At 68.7% G+C, this 17,884-nt stretch carries 16 protein-coding genes and 1 tRNA gene; 12 read left to right on the top strand and 5 right to left on the bottom strand.

Translation table 11 applies throughout. The annotated features are described in order from the left end of the window. Positions 1-416 precede the first annotated feature (416 nt). Positions 417-3,002, top strand: coding sequence for a bifunctional aconitate hydratase 2/2-methylisocitrate dehydratase (gene acnB / locus JJL56_RS00255; protein ID WP_145627274.1), 2,586 nt, complete (start codon positions 417-419; stop codon positions 3,000-3,002). 241 nt (positions 3,003-3,243) lie between these two features. Here acnB and JJL56_RS00250 read toward each other — a convergent pair whose 3' ends face one another. Then, complete coding sequence (locus JJL56_RS00250) at positions 3,244-4,044, bottom strand: AraC family transcriptional regulator (protein ID WP_200483775.1); 801 nt, start codon at positions 4,042-4,044, stop codon at positions 3,244-3,246. Positions 4,045-4,184: 140 nt separating this feature from the next. On the opposite strand from JJL56_RS00250, the gene JJL56_RS00245 reads away from it, so the two are divergent. From JJL56_RS00245 to JJL56_RS00230, 4 genes are all read left to right on the top strand, one after another. Next, the gene (locus tag JJL56_RS00245) at positions 4,185-5,390 is read left to right on the top strand and encodes an MFS transporter (protein WP_200483774.1); all 1,206 of its coding nucleotides are present in this window, start codon (positions 4,185-4,187) and stop codon (positions 5,388-5,390) included. Between the two features lie 182 nt (positions 5,391-5,572). After that, on the top strand, positions 5,573-6,055 hold the full coding sequence (gene fldA / locus JJL56_RS00240; RefSeq protein ID WP_145627280.1) for a flavodoxin FldA: 483 nt from the start codon (positions 5,573-5,575) through the stop codon (positions 6,053-6,055). Continuing rightward, a complete protein-coding gene (locus JJL56_RS00235; RefSeq protein ID WP_247890808.1) occupies positions 6,034-6,420 on the top strand; it encodes a DUF2023 family protein in 387 nt (128 codons plus the stop codon). Before fldA ends, JJL56_RS00235 begins: the two co-directional genes overlap by 22 nt. Positions 6,421-6,530: 110 nt before the next feature. Then, on the top strand, positions 6,531-6,821 hold the full coding sequence (locus JJL56_RS00230; RefSeq protein ID WP_200483773.1) for a hypothetical protein: 291 nt from the start codon (positions 6,531-6,533) through the stop codon (positions 6,819-6,821). Between the two features lie 78 nt (positions 6,822-6,899). On the opposite strand, the gene rraA is transcribed toward JJL56_RS00230, so the two are convergent. Both rraA and JJL56_RS33865 read right to left on the bottom strand, forming a co-directional pair. Next, entirely contained in the window at positions 6,900-7,397 is a 498-nt protein-coding gene (gene rraA, locus JJL56_RS00225) for a ribonuclease E activity regulator RraA (RefSeq protein ID WP_200483772.1), read from the bottom strand. A gap of 58 nt (positions 7,398-7,455) precedes the next feature. Further along, positions 7,456-8,502, bottom strand: a complete 1,047-nt coding sequence (locus tag JJL56_RS33865) for an NUDIX hydrolase (RefSeq protein ID WP_145627284.1) — start codon at positions 8,500-8,502, stop codon at positions 7,456-7,458. 238 nt (positions 8,503-8,740) lie between these two features. Here JJL56_RS33865 and JJL56_RS00215 point away from each other — a divergent pair, with 238 nt between their 5' ends. Together JJL56_RS00215 and JJL56_RS00210 are read left to right on the top strand one after the other, a co-directional pair. Continuing rightward, positions 8,741-9,394, top strand: a complete 654-nt coding sequence (locus JJL56_RS00215) for a DUF47 domain-containing protein (protein ID WP_145627285.1) — start codon at positions 8,741-8,743, stop codon at positions 9,392-9,394. Positions 9,395-9,398: 4 nt separating this feature from the next. After that, positions 9,399-10,406, top strand: coding sequence for an inorganic phosphate transporter (locus JJL56_RS00210; RefSeq protein ID WP_145627287.1), 1,008 nt, complete (start codon positions 9,399-9,401; stop codon positions 10,404-10,406). Between the two features lie 141 nt (positions 10,407-10,547). Here the strand turns inward: JJL56_RS00210 and JJL56_RS00205 are convergent. Further along, positions 10,548-10,622, bottom strand: a tRNA-Gly gene (locus JJL56_RS00205). Positions 10,623-10,973: 351 nt separating this feature from the next. Between JJL56_RS00205 and JJL56_RS00200 the strand changes: the two genes are divergently transcribed. Further along, on the top strand, positions 10,974-14,015 hold the full coding sequence (locus JJL56_RS00200; protein ID WP_200483771.1) for an ATP-binding protein: 3,042 nt from the start codon (positions 10,974-10,976) through the stop codon (positions 14,013-14,015). Positions 14,016-14,031: 16 nt separating this feature from the next. Here JJL56_RS00200 and JJL56_RS00195 read toward each other — a convergent pair whose 3' ends face one another. Further along, positions 14,032-14,340 (bottom strand): ribbon-helix-helix domain-containing protein, encoded by a 309-nt coding sequence (locus tag JJL56_RS00195; protein WP_094303425.1) that lies wholly within the window; start codon positions 14,338-14,340, stop codon positions 14,032-14,034. 231 nt (positions 14,341-14,571) lie between these two features. On the opposite strand from JJL56_RS00195, the gene JJL56_RS00190 reads away from it, so the two are divergent. The 4 genes from JJL56_RS00190 to JJL56_RS00175 all read left to right on the top strand — a co-directional run bounded on the left by JJL56_RS00190 (position 14,572) and on the right by JJL56_RS00175 (position 17,801). Next, positions 14,572-14,766, top strand: coding sequence for a hypothetical protein (locus JJL56_RS00190; protein WP_145627290.1), 195 nt, complete (start codon positions 14,572-14,574; stop codon positions 14,764-14,766). A gap of 166 nt (positions 14,767-14,932) precedes the next feature. Next, positions 14,933-16,195 (top strand): YcaO-like family protein, encoded by a 1,263-nt coding sequence (locus tag JJL56_RS00185; RefSeq protein WP_200483770.1) that lies wholly within the window; start codon positions 14,933-14,935, stop codon positions 16,193-16,195. Between the two features lie 55 nt (positions 16,196-16,250). Beyond that, positions 16,251-17,033 carry a TfuA-like protein gene (locus JJL56_RS00180; RefSeq protein ID WP_200483769.1) on the top strand — a complete coding sequence of 261 codons (783 nt, stop codon included), beginning with the start codon at positions 16,251-16,253 and terminating at the stop codon, positions 17,031-17,033. A 57-nt stretch (positions 17,034-17,090) separates the two neighbouring features. After that, entirely contained in the window at positions 17,091-17,801 is a 711-nt protein-coding gene (locus JJL56_RS00175) for a Crp/Fnr family transcriptional regulator (RefSeq protein WP_200483768.1), read from the top strand. The last annotated feature ends 83 nt before the right edge of the window (positions 17,802-17,884 follow it).

Raw genomic sequence — 17,884 nt, 5'->3', positions numbered from 1 at the left:
TTGTTCGCCATCAACCTCTTCGCCGACGGGCTAGTCATGGTGATGCGACGGCCTGCGCAGAAACCCCGCCGGGGCGTTCATTGCAAAAACGATGAGGAATTCAGCAAATCGACACCCCTCCACAAGCCCGGCGGGAGCAAGTTGTAATACCACTTCTATGGCCGGCGCCTGAAAACGTGTCGCAGGCGGAGCGTTGACTTGACGACTCCCAAGGCGGCGACGTAAGACATCTCCGTTCCGCGGAAGTTCCTTCCGGAATGGAAGGACCGGCGGCGTGGGGTGCGCATCCGGCCCTTTCCTTTTCGTCCCGCAGTGTGGGAAGGCGCCGCAAGGGCGAGGAAACCGGACCCGCGAGCGGACCCCCAGGTCGGGGAATCGGACGACTGTCGAGCAACCTTGGATGAGAGGATCGCACCGTGCTTGAAGCTTACCGCCAGCATGTCGCTGAGCGTGCCGCGCTCGGAATTCCCGCCCTGCCGCTTTCGGCCAAGCAGACCGAGGAGCTGGTCGACCTTCTCCTGAACCCGCCGCAGGGCGAGGAAGCCTTCCTGGTCGATCTCATCACGCACCGCGTTCCGGCGGGCGTCGACGACGCCGCCAAGGTCAAGGCCGCCTTCCTGGCCTCGCTCGCCAAGGGCAACGAGACCTCGCCGCTGATCTCCAAGGTCAAGGCGACGGAGCTGCTGGGCACCATGCTCGGCGGCTTCAACATCAAGCCGCTGATCGACCTGCTGGGCGACGCCGAGTGCGGCGAGGCCGCCGCCGCCGGCCTGAAGACCACGCTGCTGATGTTCGACTACTTCCACGACGTCAAGGAGCTGGCCGACAAGGGCAACGCCAACGCCAAGGCGGTGATCCAGTCCTGGGCCGACGCGGAGTGGTTCACCAGCCGCCCGGCCGTCCCGGAAAGCCTGACGCTGACCATCTTCAAGGTGTCGGGCGAGACCAACACCGACGACCTGTCGCCGGCCCCGGACGCCTGGTCGCGCCCGGACATCCCGCTGCACGCCCTGGCCATGCTGAAGAACCCGCGCCCCGGCATCGTGCCGGAGGAAGCCGGCGTTCGCGGCCCGATCAAGCAGCTTGAGGATCTGAAGGCCAAGGGCAACCTCGTCGCCTATGTCGGCGACGTGGTCGGCACCGGCTCCTCGCGCAAGTCGGCCACCAACTCCGTGCTGTGGTGGACGGGCGAGGACATTCCCTACGTCCCGAACAAGCGCTTTGGCGGCGTCTGCCTGGGCTCCAAGATCGCCCCGATCTTCTACAACACGATGGAAGACGCCGGCGCCCTGCCGATCGAGCTCGACGTCTCGCAGATGGAGACGGGCGACACGGTCGAGCTGCGCCCCTACGAGGGCAAGGCCCTGAAGAACGGCGCGGTGATCGCCGAGTTCACCGTCAAGTCCGACGTGATCTTCGACGAGGTGCGCGCCGGCGGCCGCATCCCGCTGATCATCGGCCGCGGCCTGACCGCCCGTGCGCGTGAGGCGCTGGGCCTCGCCCCGTCGACCCTGTTCCGTCTGCCGTCCTCCCCGGTGGACAGCGGCAAGGGCTTCACGCTCGCCCAGAAGATGGTCGGCCGCGCGGTCGGTCTGGCGGAAGGCCAGGGCGTGCGTCCGGGCACCTATTGCGAGCCGAAGATGACCACGGTCGGCTCGCAGGACACCACCGGCCCGATGACCCGCGACGAGCTGAAGGATCTGGCCTGCCTCGGCTTCTCCGCCGATCTGGTCATGCAGTCCTTCTGCCACACCGCGGCCTATCCGAAGCTGGTGGACGTCAAGACCCACCGTGAGCTGCCGAACTTCATCTCGACCCGCGGCGGCGTCGCCCTGCGTCCGGGCGACGGCGTGATCCACTCCTGGCTGAACCGCCTGCTGCTGCCGGACACGGTGGGCACCGGCGGCGACAGCCACACCCGCTTCCCCATCGGCATCAGCTTCCCCGCCGGCTCGGGCCTCGTCGCCTTCGCCGCCGCGACCGGCGTCATGCCGCTGGACATGCCGGAATCGGTGCTGGTCCGCTTCAAGGGCACGCTGCAGCCGGGCGTCACGCTGCGTGACCTCGTCAACGCGATCCCGCTCTACGCCATCCGCCAGGGCCTGCTGACGGTGGAGAAGAAGGGCAAAAAGAACATCTTCTCCGGCCGCATCCTGGAGATCGAGGGTCTGCCCGAGCTGAAGGTGGAACAGGCGTTCGAACTGTCCGACGCCTCGGCCGAGCGCTCCGCCGCCGCCTGCACCGTCCGGCTCAACAAGGAGCCGATCATCGAGTACATGCGCTCCAACATCACCCTGATGAAGTGGATGATCGCGAACGGGTACGAGGACGCCCGGACGCTCGGCCGCCGCATCAAGGCGATGGAGGACTGGATCGCCAACCCGTCGCTGCTGGAGCCGGACGCCGACGCCGAGTACGCCGCGGTGATCGAGATCGATCTGGCCGACATCAAGGAGCCGATCGTCGCTTGCCCGAACGACCCGGACGACGTGAAGCTGCTGTCGGAGGTTGCCGGCGACAAGATCGACGAGGTCTTCATCGGCTCCTGCATGACCAACATCGGCCACTTCCGCGCCGCCGGCAAGATCCTGGACGGGAAGACCGACATCCCGACCCGCCTGTGGATCGCCCCGCCGACCAAGATGGACGCCCAGATCCTGACCGAGGAAGGCTATTACGGCGTTCTCGGCAAGTCGGGCGCGCGCATGGAGATGCCCGGCTGTTCGCTGTGCATGGGCAACCAGGCGCAGATCCGCAAGGGCTCGACGGCCATCTCGACCTCGACCCGCAACTTCCCGAACCGCCTGGGCATCGACACCCGCGTCTATCTCGGCTCCGCCGAGCTGTCGGCCGTCGCCGCCCTGCTGGGCAAGCTGCCGACCCCGGCCGAGTATCTGGAGCAGGTGAGCGTCGTTAACCAGAAGGCCGGCGACATCTACCGCTACATGAACTTCGACCAGATCAAGGAGTTCCAGGACGTCGCCGACACGGTCGCCGCCTGATCCACTCTTCCCCTCCCCCCGCCCAGCGGGGGGAGGCCGGGAGGGGGGCCGAGTGAGAGAATATCTGCGTTGATGAAAAGCCCCGCCGGGATCGCTCCGGCGGGGCTTTTCTTTTTTGGTATCAAGATTTGAACCACAGAGACACGGAGAGTTTCAGGCTACGCGCCATTGCCTCTCTGTGTCTCCGTGTCTCTGTGGTTCAACTTTCTTAAATGCCAAGACCCGCCAAATTTGCGCGGCTTCAGGCCGAACGCTCCGGGCCATGACCACCAGCCTTCGCAAGATACGCCCTTGGTGACGCCCCCAATGTCCGCTTGAACATCGTCGTGAAGGCCGCCGGGTTGTCGTAGCCGAGGTCCAGCGCCACCGTCGTCACCGGAACCCCGGCGACCAGCCGCGGCAGGGCGGACACCAGACAGGCCTGCTGGCGCCATTCCACGAAGCTCAGCCCCGTCTCGCGCCGGAACAGCCGCGTGAAGTTGCGGCGGCTCATGCCCAGCCCGTCGCTCCACGCCTCGATCGTCACCTGGATCGTCGGCTCCTGCAGGAACCGCCGGCAGCGCTCCGCAAGGGCGGCGTGGGCAGGGAAGGGCAGCGACAGCGGCTCCACCGGAAGCCGCCGCATCTCGTGCAGAAGCAACGCCATCACCGCGCCGTCGTGGCCGTCCGGATCGTAGTCCACCGGCACATCGAGCGCCCGCGCGATCAGGCTGCGGAAGAAGGGCGACAGCGCCACCACCTCGCAACGGCCCGGCATGGTGTCAGCGAGCGCGGGGGCCAGATAGAGGCTCTGCGTCATGACCATCCCGATCATGCGGACCTCGTGCGGGACGCCCGGCGGAATCCACAGCCCGCAATGGGGCGGCATCACCCAGCGCCCCTGGGCGGTGGACAGCACCAGTGTTCCCGTCGCCCCGGACAGCAGTTGCCCCCGCCGGTGCGTGTGGGCGGCCAGCAAGGTGCCGTCCGCGTGATCCTGCCCCAGGGCGATCAGCGGGCTGGGCGACTCCTCGACCGTGTCGATGCGCAGGTTCCGGACCATGGCCCAGTCTCGTAAGAAATCGGCCTGACCGCGGTGGCAGGCCGCCACGGCTCACCATAGGCTGTTGCCCTACACCAAGCAACGCGCCGCCCGCCGGCCAAGCGCCAAACCCGGCCAAGCGCCAAAAAAGGCTTTCCTTCGTGACCGACACCACCCTGTCCCGGCCCAAGGCCGGGGGGACGGCGCTGCCCGTCCTGGGGACGATCAGCGTCTGCCATCTGCTGAACGACCTGATCCAGTCCCTGCTGCCCGCGATCTATCCGCTTCTGAAGGGCGGATTCGACCTCAGCTTCGCGCAGATCGGCCTGCTCACCCTGACCTACCAGATCACCGCCTCGCTGCTTCAGCCGATCATCGGGCTCGCCACCGACCGGCGGCCGGCGCCCTACTCCCTGACCATCGGCATGGGGGCGTCGCTGGTCGGGCTGGTCACGCTGGCCTTCGCGCCGAACTACGCGGCGCTGCTGATCGGGGCGACCCTGCTGGGCTTCGGCTCCTCCGTCTTCCACCCCGAGGCGTCGCGGATCGCCCGTCTGGCCTCCGGCGGCGCGCACGGGATGGCGCAGTCGCTGTTCCAGGTGGGCGGCAACGCCGGCTCGGCGCTGGGGCCGCTGCTGGCCGCCTACATCATCCTGCCGCGCGGGCAAGAGAGCCTGTCCTGGTTCGCGCTGGCCGCCCTGGGCGGCATGGCCTTGCTGACCGGCATCGGGCGCTGGTACGCCCGCAGCGACCACGCCCGCCCGGTCCGCCGCGGCGCCGCGGTCCGTCACCCCGGCCTGACCAGCGGGCAGGTGAACCGGGCGCTGGCCGTGCTGATGGTGCTGATCCTGTCCAAATACGTCTATCTGGCCAGCCTCACCAGCTACTACACCTTCTTCCTGATGGAGCGCTTCGCCCTGGCGCCGGATTCGGCGCAGCTCTGCCTGTTCGTCTTCCTGGCGGCGGTCGCGATGGGCACGATCATCGGCGGGCCGGTCGGCGACCGGATCGGGCGCAAGACGGTCATCTGGGTGTCCATCCTCGGCATCCTGCCCTTCACGCTGCTGCTGCCCCATGTCGGGCTGACGGCGACGGTCGTGCTCAGCGCGGTGATCGGGCTGGCGCTGGCCTCGGCCTTCCCCGCCATCATCGTCTACGCGCAGGAGCTGATGCCCGGCCGCGTCGGCATGGTCTCCGGCCTGTTCTTCGGTCTGGCCTTCGGCATCGGAGGCATGGCCGCCGCCGGGCTGGGCGTCCTGGCCGACTGGAAGGGCATCGGCTTCGTCTTCCAGGCCTGCTCGGTCGTCCCGCTGCTCGGCCTCGCCGCCGCCCTTCTGCCCAACGTTTCCCCGCACAAGGCTTCCTGAACCGTCGACGAGCCGCGCCGTACCCCTGGCGCGGTGCGTCCCTCGACAAATTCCCGCAATTTCCTCATGGTCATATTGCAAATGCGAATCATTCTTATTATCATTCTCCTCAGGCCGGACGTTCTCGCCTTTGCTTGCCGGCCCTGATCCGATTGCCCCACAGGATTGCCCAGAGAGAGACCATGAACGTCACGATCATCTATGGCTCCGACGGCGGCGCGACCAAGTCGGTCGCCTCGCGCATCGCGAAGAAGATTCAGGGGAAGACCGTCGACATCGCCCGCGCCTCCACCGCGGATTTCGAGAATTGCGACCTGCTGATCCTCGGCGCGCCGACCTACGGGGTGGGCGATCTGCAATGCGACTGGGAGGCCAATTTCGCCACGCTGAAGGCGGCCAACCTGAACGGCCGGAAGGTCGCCCTGTTCGGCACCGGCGATCAGGTGACCTACCCGGAGTCCTTCGTGGATGCCATGGGCACCCTCTACGATCAGGTGGTGGCGCAGGGCGGGGTCGTCGTCGGCTTCACCGACACCACCGGCTACGAGCATTCGGGCTCCACCGCCGAGCGTGACGGGCGGTTCGTCGGGCTGGCGCTCGACCAGGACAACCAGTCCTCCCAAACCGACAAACGGATCACCGCATGGATCAGCCAACTGACGTGATTCCCAATGACGGGCCGGCCATGCCCGTTCATCTGCTCGGGCACCATCTGTACGAGTACAGCAAGGGCGTCCGGCCCATGGTCATGATGACGCTCAGCACGCGGGACGCCGACACGGTGACCCGCAAGCTGGCGGAGCGGTTCGTCGACTACCACGTCCAGACGGTGACGGAGGCCAAGGTCAACGTCTTCTTCGGCAACGCGGCCTGTGTCGCGATGGTGCGCAGCGTGGTGCGCAAGCCGCTGAACCAACTGACGCCGGAGGAGGATTTCATCCTCGGCACGCTGCTGGGCTACGACCGCGAACAGCAATGCCGGCGCTTCCTGGCCATGACGCAGGCCGGGCGGAGCGGAGCGGCGGCCTGATCCATCCGTCAGGGCGCCGTCTCCACCATCCGGAAAAACTTCGTCGCGGTCTCGACAGACCGGGCCGCCGTCGTCAAATCTGATTCCCAAACAATCAAAGGGAGGCAGGGATGGCAGCGGCTCCGTCCGGGATGGTGTTCGAGAATCCGGAGAGCGGCCAGCGGGAGGCGGTGACCAACCGCGAGATCCTCTGGGCCTTTCTGCTCGGCCCCGTCTACTTCGCGAAAAAGGCCGAATGGCTGCACGCCGGAATTCACGCGGCGCTGATCCTCATCTCCATCCCACTGTGGCCGACCGGCGTTCTGATGACGTTGGGCGTCTGGGTCGGCTACGCCTGCGCGGCGCCGACGATCCTGGAGTACCGGTACCAGAAGATGGGATGGGAGAAGGTCGCGGGCTGAGGTGCGACAGGGCGCCGTCGTTGGTGCCCCCACCCAACCCTCCCCCGCGCGGCGGGAGAGGGCTTTCGATCGGCCGGGTCAGGCGGTTGCGCCGAACTCCTCGGCAGTCAGCACCAGCACGCCATCCTCGTCGGCGAAGACCAGATCGCCGGGGGTGATGCGGATGCCGGCCAGAGTCACCGGCAGATCCTTCTGCCCCTCGCCATAGCGGACGGTCTTGCGCGGGATCGCCGCCAGCGCCTTGATGCCCAGGTCCAGCGTGGCGAGCACGGCGGCGTCGCGGACGCAGCCGTGGATGACCACGCCCTCCCAGCCGTTCTTCACCGCGTCCTTGGCGATCAGGTCGCCCATCAGGGCGGCGCGCAGGCCGCCGCCGCCGTCCACCACCAGCACCTTGCCCTGCCCCGGCGTGCCCAGCGTCTCCTTGACGCGGGAATTGTCCTCGAAGCACTTCACGGTCACCGCCACGCCGCTGAATTTGCAACGCCGGCCGAAATCGCGGAAGACGGGGTCGGCGACGCGGGCGGTCCTCTCGAACCGGTCGTAGAGGTCGCAGGTGCTGTCGAAATCGGTCATGCGCGTTCGCTCCCCTTGTTTCGGTATTGGCGGCAGGATACCCCCTAAACGGCGATGGTCAATCCTCCGGGGAGGCGATGGCTCCCGTGCTGGTCCGCTCCAGGATGGCGCTGCGGCGGAAGCGGTAGAGCTCGGCGGGGCGCCCGCCGGTCTGGCTCTCATACTGGCCGGTCGGCTCCACCAGCCCGCCGGAGATCATCAGGCGCCGGAAATTCTGCTTGTGCAGCCGCTCGCCGGACAGCGCCTCCACCACCTGCTGAAGCTGGTGCAGGGTGAAGGTCGGGGGCAGCAGCTCGAACACGATGGGGCGGTATTTCAGCTTGCCACGCAGACGTTCCAGCGCCGTCGCCAGGACGCGGCGGCCGTCGCGGGCCATCGGGCGGCCCAGCGCGCGGGGCATCTCCAACCGTACCGTGCGCTCCTCCACCCCCGCCCGGCGGGCCAGGTCATGGTCGCGGAACGCCTCCACCACCAGCCCGGCCTCGTAGAGAAGCTCATAGCGTTCCAGCACCCGTTCGGAATCCCAGTCCCCGCCGTCCAGGGCGAAGGCCATGCGGGCGCGCTCGCCGCGCCGGGCACGGGCGGGCTCGTCCGGCGCTGCGGCGACCCAGCGGGCCAGCGCCGGGCGGATCACCGAATCGAGCAGCGGCGGCGGCGCATCGCGCCAGTCCTCCCAGGGGAAGAACTCGTACAGGCCGCGCCACTCCGCCCCGTCGATGCGCAGCGGCGCCTCGCGCAGCAAGGCCAGATAGCCGACCACCAGCGAGCGCGGGCCGCCGAACAGCTCGTGCGGGTCGCGGTAGCGGTCGCCGAAGCTGTAGAGCTGCTCCACATAGCGCAGGGTCAGCCCGGCCGCGTCCTCCGCCACCGCGCGCAGGCCGTCCTGAAGGGTGCGGAAGCGCTCGGGATCGAAGGGCGCGCCCGGCAGGGCGTCGCGGTGGGGCGGCGGCTCGTCGCCGCGGCGGTGCGATTCGGGGATCTCGAAGCCGCTGCGCACGGTCACCACGCGCGGCTCGGCGCCGTTCGCCGAGGACACGCCCACCGAAACGATGGCCGCCGTTAGCCCGATCTGGGTTTCCGTGCCGATCTGCGTTTCCCCTGCCACGCGCCACCCGCCTCCCCGCTGCCGATCCGTCGGCGGCAGGATAAGCGGCCCGCCGCGGCAAATCACCGGTCTTTCCGCCGGGCACCCCCGTGAAATCTCGCCGCAAGCCGGCCCGGCATGACACTTTTGTGACTCCCCATAAGCGCCGGGGATGTTACACCAGCCGCGACGCTGGGGCTCGCGCGCGTCCGTGCGGGGTCCCCAGCGGTGCAGGCCGGCGTAAGTTGGAGAACCACGCATGCTGAATTTGTTCCGGGCCCTGATGCCGCGCGAAGAACGGTTTTTCGACCTGTTCGCCGACCATGCCCGGACCGTCGCCACGGGCGCCGAGGCGCTGCGGGCGATGATGGCCAGCGGCCAGGACCTGGAGGAGCGGTTCCAAACCATCCGCCGGGTCGAGAGCGAGGCCGACGCCATCGAGAAGGACATCCAGCTCGCCGTCCACCGCAGCTTCATCGTGCCCTTCGACCGTTCGGACATCCAGGAACTCGGCAAGCGGATGGACGACGTCCTCAACCTCATCGAGGAGACCGCGCGTCACCTCGTCGAGGCGGGCTTCAACGACTACACGCCGGAAATGCACGCCCAGGCCGATGCCATCGTGCGCTGCACCAATCGGCTGAGCGCGGGCATCCCCCTGCTCCGCGACATTCCCAAACACGTCGAGCAACTCCACGCGATGACCGCCGAGGTCTCGCGGATCGAGAGCGAAGGCGACCGGCTCCTGCGCGAGGCCAACCATCGGCTGCGCGACGAGAGCGGCGGGCTCGACGCCCCCATCACCCATCGCCACGCCCTTCAACGCGAGATCATCGAGCTGCTGGAACGCGTGCTCGATGCGTGCGAGGACGTGGCCGACACCATCGACGGCATCATCGTCGAACAGGTCTGATCCCATGGAAGCCGCTACCCTCGCCCTGCCCATCCTCATCGGGCTGATCGGCGTCGCCCTCCTCTTCGATTTCCTCAACGGGCTGCACGACGCGGCCAACTCCATCGCAACGGTCGTCTCCACCCGCGTGCTGTCGCCGCGGACCGCCGTCGCGATGGCCGCCTTCTTCAACTTCATCGCCTTCCTGTTCTTCGGGCTGCATGTGGCGACCACCATCGGTACCGGCATCGTCGGGGCGGGGGTGGTGGACCCGCACGTCATCTTCGGCGCGCTGATGGGCGCTATCGTCTGGAACGTCTTCACCTGGTGGCTGGGCATCCCGTCCAGTTCCTCCCACGCGCTGATCGGCGGCCTCGTCGGGGCCGGCGTGGCGAAGGCCGGGCTGGACGCCGTGGTGGTGTCGGGTCTGGCGAAGACCGCCGCGGCCATCGTCGTCTCGCCGGTGGTCGGCTTCCTGCTGGCCAGCGTGATGATCGTGGCGGTGTCCTGGCTGTTCCGGCGCACCACCCCCTTCGCGGTCGACCGGCTGTTCCGCCACCTGCAGATCGGCTCCGCCGCGCTCTACAGCCTGGGGCACGGCGGCAACGACGCGCAGAAGACCATGGGCATCATCGCTGTCCTGCTCTTTTCCCAGGGGCTGCTGGGGCCGACCTTCCACGTGCCCTTCTGGGTGGTCATCACCTGTCAGGCCGCGATGGGGCTGGGCACGCTGTTCGGCGGCTGGCGCATCGTCAAGACCATGGGGTCGAAGCTGACCGACCTGAAGCCGGTCCAGGGCTCCTGCGCGGAGACGGGCGGCGCGATCACTTTGTTCGTCGCGACATGGCTCGGCGTTCCGGTCAGCACGACCCACACCATCACCGGCGCGATCATCGGCGTCGGCGCCGCCCGCCGTACCAGCGCGGTGCGCTGGGGTCTGGCGCAGGGCATCGTCATGGCCTGGGTCATCACCCTGCCGGCGACCGCCATCGTCGGCGCGCTTTTCTACGAGGTGTCGCGGGTGCTGTGGTAGCCGCGACGCCGGAGCGCGGCACGGCGGGCCGAAAAGGCCCGCCACCGGCTTACGGACCGTACTCACGGCTTGGCAAAGAAACGCAAAACGCGAAAAGGGCGGCCCGAGGCCGCCCTTTTTCGTACCATCCGCGCTGTGTCATGGAGCGGGCGAAGGGATTCGAACCCTCGACCCCAACCTTGGCAAGGTTGTGCTCTACCCCTGAGCTACGCCCGCGCCGCTCCAGCGGAGGAGCGCCCGTATACGCCCCGGCGACGGCCAAAGCAAGTCTATTTTTTCACGCGACGCCAATCCGTGCGTCGAAGGAGCCTCGGCACGGCAGGAATGCAGGCGGGTGGAGGCCGCCGCTTGCGGATTGCGCAATAAAACATACCAACATATGTTACGCTGCCTCGTTCAGAACGGAATTACCCAACCGTTGTTTTGAATGTCTGCGCATTCGAATTTGTTTCCTCTAACATGCCGATGACGCTCCGCAGGGGGGCTTCGATGGCCGGAACGGATATGGACCTGGGCGAATCGCGACCGATGCCCACGGCGGCGCCTCGGGAGGCGTTGTGCCGGCCCATGCCCGCGCCAGACGTCACGCGCGCCGCGGATTCAGCGGATGGCGGAGCGGCCCGGCGCAACAGCGCGGAACGCAAGGTCGTCACCGTCCTGTTCGCCGACATCGTCGAATCCTCCAGCATGGTGTCAGGCCGCGACCCGGAGGAGGCCGACCAGACCCTTCTCACCATCCTGCAAGTCCTCACCGACTCGGTGGATCGCTACGGCGGCACGGTGGCCCAGGTGCTGGGCGACGGCATCATGGCGGTGTTCGGCGCGCCCTCCGCGCAGGAGGACCACGCGCTGCGCGCCTGCCTCGCCGCGCAGGACATCGCCCGCTCGGCCATCGATTCGGACGAGTTCAAGATGCGGGTCGGCATCAGCTCCGGCGAGGTGGTGGCCCAGATCATCGAGACGGGGGTCTGGACCGACTACCGCACCGTGGGCGAAACCGTTCATATCGCCGCCAAGCTGCAGCAGCGGGCGCAGCCCAACAGCGTGCTGCTGAGCCGCGAGACGCTGGATCTGGTGCCCAAGGGCCTGACGGTCCGCCCGGCGGGAACCCTGCGCCTGTCCGCCACGGCGGAGCCGGTGACCGCCTTCGCGCTGGAAGCGGCGCGGGCGATGCGGCTCACGGCGATGGACCTGCTGTCGGCCGAAGGCACCCTGTTCGTCGGGCGCCAACCCGAACTGGCGGTGCTGACCGGAGCGCTGCGGCGGGCCGAGCGGGGCCGCGGCGCCTGCGCCATCCTGATCGGAGAGGCCGGCATCGGCAAATCCCGGCTGACCGGAGAGCTGATGCGCAGCCCGGAAGCCGGGGCTTTCACCATCGCCATCTGGCCGCAATTCCCGATCCGCCGCCTGGGTGACCCCGACGACCTGGAGGCGGCGGCCTGTTGCCTCGCCCTGTCGGTCTGCGGGGTGGTGGACGGCTCGGCGGTGGCGCGGCTGACCGCCGCCGCGGCGCGCAACGGTGGCGAACTGGCCGGCGAGGCGATGCGGGAATTGCTTGGCCAGCTTTCCGTCCACCCGCTGTGGCAGGGGCTCGACCCGGCCCAGAAGGCCGATTTCAGCGTCGAGGGGCTGGTCGCGGCGATCCGCGAGCTGTCCGTGGAGCGCCCGCTGCTGATCCTCGTCGAGGATGCGCACTGGACGCGCGGGCTGACCAACCGCCTGCTGGACGCCCTCGCCGAAGGGGTGGAGGATGCCCGCGTCCTCGTCCTGGTCACGTCACGGCCGGACACGCCGGGCGGCTGGACCGCGCCGGACTCCGTTCACGCCCTCGCGCTCGAACCGCTGGAGCCGCTGCAGGCCGACGAGTTCCTGGACCATTGGCTGGGCCACAGCCCGTCGCTGGCCGACCTGAAGGCGCGCGTCGCGGCGCAAAGCCAGGGCGTGCCGCTCTATCTGGAGGAATCGCTGCGCACGCTGGAGACGACCGGGGCCATCGTCGGCAGTCCGGGCCGCTACAGCCTGGGCAAGGCGGACGCCCGGATGGCCCTGCCGGCCACGGTGCACGGCCTGCTCGCCTCGCGGATCGACGCGCTGGAGCCCGGCCCGCGGCGGGTGCTGATGCACGCGGCGGTGATCGGCACCTCGGTCGATCTGGGCCTGCTGCGCGCGGTGTCCCCGATTCCCGCCGCCGAACTGCCGTCGGCTCTGGCCCGGCTGGAGCAGAGCGGCTTCTTCGCGCGCTCCCGCCTGCTGCCGAACCTGGAGCTGACCTTCCGCCACGCGCTGGTCCAGGAAGTCGCCTACGCCACCCTGACCAAGCGGGAGCGCCAGCCGCTGCACGGGCGCGTCCTGCACGCCCTGCGGCGGCGGTCCGACCGCAACCTGCCGAACCGGGCGGAACTGATCGCCCATCACGCCTTCTACGCCGAGAATTGGCCGCTCGCCTGCGCCTATGGCCGCCGGGCCGGGCGCCGGGCGGAGATGCGCTGCAAGCATTTCGACGCCGGACGCTTCTACGAGCAGGCGCTGAAGGCCCTGGACCATCTGCCGGACACCCGCCGCAACACCCAGCGGCGGATCGACCTGTGGGTCGGCATCCCTCTCGTCCTGCTGCCGCAGGGGCGCCAATTGGCCGGCGACCCGCTGGAGGAGGCGCGGGACATGGCGCTGGGCATCGACGACCGCATCCGCTACGCCCGCGCGACCTCGCTCAAGGCGTCCTTCCAATGGGTCTACGGCGTGCTCGACGGAGCCATCGCGCTCAGCCGCAGCGCGCTCGACCATCTGGGCAACCAGGGGACGATGGAACTGCGCATCCAGGGGCTGATGCGGCTGGGCGGCATGCTGGTGGACAAGGGGCATTTCCCGGAAGCCCAGGAGAAGCTGGAGCAGGCGCGCAGCCTGGCGCTGGCCCATGCCCCACGCGCGCGGTTCGGCCTGACCGCGGTGGCGGTCGCCATCACCGCCGCCTACCAGGGCCGTTGCCTCGCCGAGTTGGGGCGCGACGAGGAGGCCGTCCGGGTGATGCTCCACGCGCTCGACATCGCGGAAGGGGTCGGGCACGCCTTCTCCGTGTCGTCGGTGAAGGTCCATTTGGCGCTGGTCCACATCATCGGCGAGCGCTTCGCCGAGGCGCTGCCGCTGCTGAAGGACGCCGTGACGATCACCGAGGCGACGCGCCTGCACATCTTCCAACCGATCACGCTGGGCGCGCTGGGCTACGCCATCGCCCGCACCGGCGGCTCTGCGGAGGGGGCGCGCCTGCTGAACGCCAGCCTGGAACAGGCGCACATCCTGAATCACTCGCTGCCCAGGCCGCGGATCTTGAACTGGATGTCGGACCTGGCCCTGGAAACGGCGCAGCACGACACCGCGATCGGCTGCGCCGCCAAGGCGCTGAGCATCGCGACGGACGCCGGACAGCTGTCCGAACAGGGCTGGTCGCACTTCGCCCTGGCTCAGGCCTTCACCGCCACCGGCCAGCGCCGGGAGGCCATGGAGCATCTGGCGGCTGCCGAGACGATGAGCCGCCAGCTGTCCATGATGCCGCTCTCCGACCGCTGCCGGGCCTTCCGCCGCTGCCTCGCCGCGTCCGACCTGACCCGGTGAACGCCCCGCCGGAGCGTCAGGCGACCAGCGTGGTGGTGCCGGCGGCGGTGCTGCGGAAATGGTTCAGCACATAGACCCGGACGCTGGTGGCGAAGGGGATTCCCTCCGTCCGGCTGTCGTGGATGTCGGCGCACAGCGCCTCCAGCGACTTGCCCTGGGACTTGGCGATGTCCTTCAGCCCATCCCAGATCGTCGCCTCCAGCCGCAGGCTGGCGCGGCGCCCCCCGATCGTCAGCGAGCGCGTCACCACGGCGGGCGGAGCCGCGAGCGAGCTGAGGTCGGCCATTTCGTCGAGGCTGCGGGGAATGCGGCGGTCCAACTTCATCGGTACGCTCCTGTCTCGGCTGGCCGGTTCTCGGCTTGGCGAATTTTTCCCGGGTCGCCGGAATTTTTCCGGGACTGAACATGCGTGTGTGCGCGTGTAAGCGATTTTTACCCGGCGCCGGGGCGTCCGGCATGTGAAGTTCTTCACAGTCCGGGCGGGTCATAGCGGCCAAGGTTTCGACATACCGCAGTATTCGCGGTTCCTCGAAACCCACGCCCAGGAGCTGTTCCCATGACCGCCATCATCGACCAGGCCGCCCTCATCCGTGGTGCCGACGGCCGTCTCTTCGCCGTGACCGCCCAGGGCGTGACCGAGGTTGCCGAGCAGGCCACCACCCTGACCGCCGCCGCCCGCATCGGCGACCGCCGCGCCTTCAACAGCGACGACCACGAGGCCGCCCGCCACGCGATCACCCCGGGCCTCTGACCGGCGGGGCGAACCCGCCAAAGCCCATCGTTCGGGCATTTTTCTTCGGGCCGTGGCGGCCGGCGTTTTCCCTGACCGGCCTGCCACGGTCCCCGCCCGCTCCCTCGTCCTTCGCCTGTTTCCATTCCGGTCCACAACGGGCCTTCCACGGCGGAGACCCTCTCCCATGCCCCTCGATTTCGTCCGCGGCATCGCGCGGGACCCGGCCATGTCCGACCAGCCGCTGAAGGTCCACACCACCGGAACCCACCGGATCGCCACGCCGGACCAGACGCTGGCCCGCGTCGCCCCCTTCCTTCCCGTCATGGGCATCACGCGGGTGGCGAACGTCACGGGGCTGGACCATGTCGGCATCCCGGTGGTGATGGTGACCCGGCCGAATTCCCGCTCCATCTCCGTCGCCCAGGGCAAGGGCGTGACCCTGGCCGCCGCCAAGGCGTCGGGCGTCATGGAGGCGATCGAGAGCTACCACGCCGAACGCATCACCCTGCCGCTGAAATACGCCAGCTACGACGAGCTGCGCTGGACCCACCGGGTGGTGGACGTGTCCCGCCTGCCGCGGCTGTCGACCAGCGCCTTCACCCCCCACACCCCGATGCTGTGGATCGAGGGCGACGACCTGCTGGGCGGCGGGCGGACATGGGTGCCCTTCGAGACGGTGCATCTGAACTTCACGTTGCCGATGCCGCCGGGGTCCGGCTGCTTCCTGGCCGGGTCGAACGGGCTGGCCTCGGGCAACAGCCTCGCCGAGGCGACCGCGCACGCCATGACCGAGCTGGTCGAGCGCGACGCCGCCACCCTGTGGCGCCTGACCTCTGCGGAGGCCCAGGCCGCCACCCGCATCGATCCGGCCAGTGTCGCCGATCCGGTGTGCCGCTCCCTGCTCGACCGCTTCGACGACGCGGGAGTCGCGGTCGGCCTGTGGGACATCACCAGCGACATCGGCCTGCCCGCCATCCTCTGCCGCATCGCGACGCTGGACGACGCGCCGCAGCACAGCATCCGCCCGGCGATGGGCATGGGCTGCCACGCCGCGCCGGAGGTCGCGCTGTCCCGCGCGCTGACCGAAGCGGCGCAGAGCCGGCTGACCTTCATCGCCGGGGCGCGCGACGACATGCCCCGCTCCGAGTACGAACGCCACCTCGACCCGGCGCAGCACGCGCGCTGGAAGGCGCTGATCTCCGAGGGCACCGGGGGCCGCGACGTCGCCGCCATCCCCAGCCTCGCCGGGCGCACCATCGAGGAGGACCTGGCCTGCCAGCTCGACCGGCTGCGCGCCGCCGGCATCGAGGAGGCCGTGGCGGTGGACCTGACCAAGCCGGAGTTCGGCATCGCCGTGGTCCGCCTGGTCATTCCCGGCCTGGAGGGGCTGGACTCCTCCCCGGACTATGCGATGGGTGCGCGGGCGCGCGCCGTCGCCGGCCTCTGACACCGGCCCTCATGATCCGGCCCTTATGATAGAGAGAGCGAAGGCGGAGACTCCCATGCAGACGCCGGACGGCCTTTACGTCTTTCTCGGCCCCACCCTGCCCCGCGGCGAAGCGGCCCGGCGGCTCGACGCCACCTATCTGCCGCCGGTCGCCCAGGGCGACATCATCCGGCTGTGCGAACGCAGACCGCGGGCGATCGGCATCGTGGACGGCTACTTCGAGAACATCCCCTCCGTCTGGCACAAGGAGATCCTGCACGCCATCCACCAGGGGGTGGCGGTGTTCGGGGCGTCCAGCATGGGCGCCCTGCGCGCCGCGGAGTTGCATCCCTTCGGCATGATCGGCGTCGGCGCCGTCTTCGAAGCCTTCCGCGACGGGCGGCTGGAGGACGACGACGAGGTGGCGGTGATCCACGGCCCGGCGGAACTCGGCTATCCCAGCCTGTCCGAGGCCATGGTGAACATCCGCCGCACCCTGGCCGACGCCGCGCAGGAGAGGGTCGTCCCCGCCGCCACGGCGCGGCGGCTGGAGGCCATCGCCAAGGCCCTGCCCTATCGCGAGCGCGGCTTTGGCCGGATGCTCCGCCTCGCCGCCGCCGAGGGGCTGCCGGAGGAGGAACTCGCCGATTTCCGCCATTGGCTGCCCACCGGGCGGTGCGACCAGAAACGGGAGGACGCGCTGGACCTGCTCCAGGCCATGCGCCGCTGGGCGATGGGCGGCGGCCGGGCGCCCGAGGCGCGGTTCCATTTCGAGCACACCGCCCTGTGGGAGCGCGCCCTGCGGGACGGCGCGCATCGTCCCGCCCCGCATTCCACGGCGGGGAATCCGCTGGACTGATCGTCCGCCGGGTGCCATCAACGGTCCGACGGCACTCAACCGGGGACCGCGAACGCCATGGCCTTACTGAAGGACGTCGCCGGCATCCTGCAGCGCAACCGAATGTTGGGGGTTCTCGACGACGCCCGGATGCAGGAGCTGGTCGCGCTGGGCCGGGTGTCGCGGTTCAGTGAGAACCAGACCGTCTTCAGCAAGGGCGATCCCGGCGATTGCCTGTACGCCATCATGAAGGGGCAGATCGCCGTCTCGACCTCGTCCGAGGACGGCAAGACGATGCTGCTCAACATCCTGAACCCCGGCGACGTGCTGGGGGAAATCGCGCTGATCGACGGCAAGGACCGCACCGCCGGGGCCACCGCGCTGCGCCCGGCGGAACTGTTCCGCATCGACCGTCCGGAATTCATCTCCTTCCTGGAGCGGCATCCGTCCCTGTGCATCCGGATGATGGGCGTGCTGTGCGAACGGCTGCGCTGGGTATCGGAGAACATCGAGGATGCGGTTTTCCACGACGTGCCGCGCCGGCTGGCCCGGCGAATCCTGTTGCTCGGCGACACGTATGGGCAGAAGACTCCAACAGGCTTGCGAATCAACCAGCCCGTGTCGCAGGAGGCCTTGGCAGCAATGTTGGGTGTTACCCGCGAGATGGTGAACAAAAGTCTGCGTGCACTGCGCAACTCCGGAGCTATTACCTATAACAAAGGTTTTATCGTCGTTACCAATCTGTACATGCTGAAGGATATGGCGGGAGAGTCGGGTGACGTGCCGTAAGGCCACCCTGCACGTCTGAGGAGTTTTATCGTCGCAAATTTTTTCAATCGCGCTATATTGGCTGCGTGACTTCAAACACGACT

The organism is Azospirillum aestuarii, assembly GCF_016632405.1.
Taxonomy (GTDB): domain Bacteria; phylum Pseudomonadota; class Alphaproteobacteria; order Azospirillales; family Azospirillaceae; genus Azospirillum; species Azospirillum aestuarii.
This window is presented reverse-complemented; position numbering and strand designations above follow the sequence as displayed.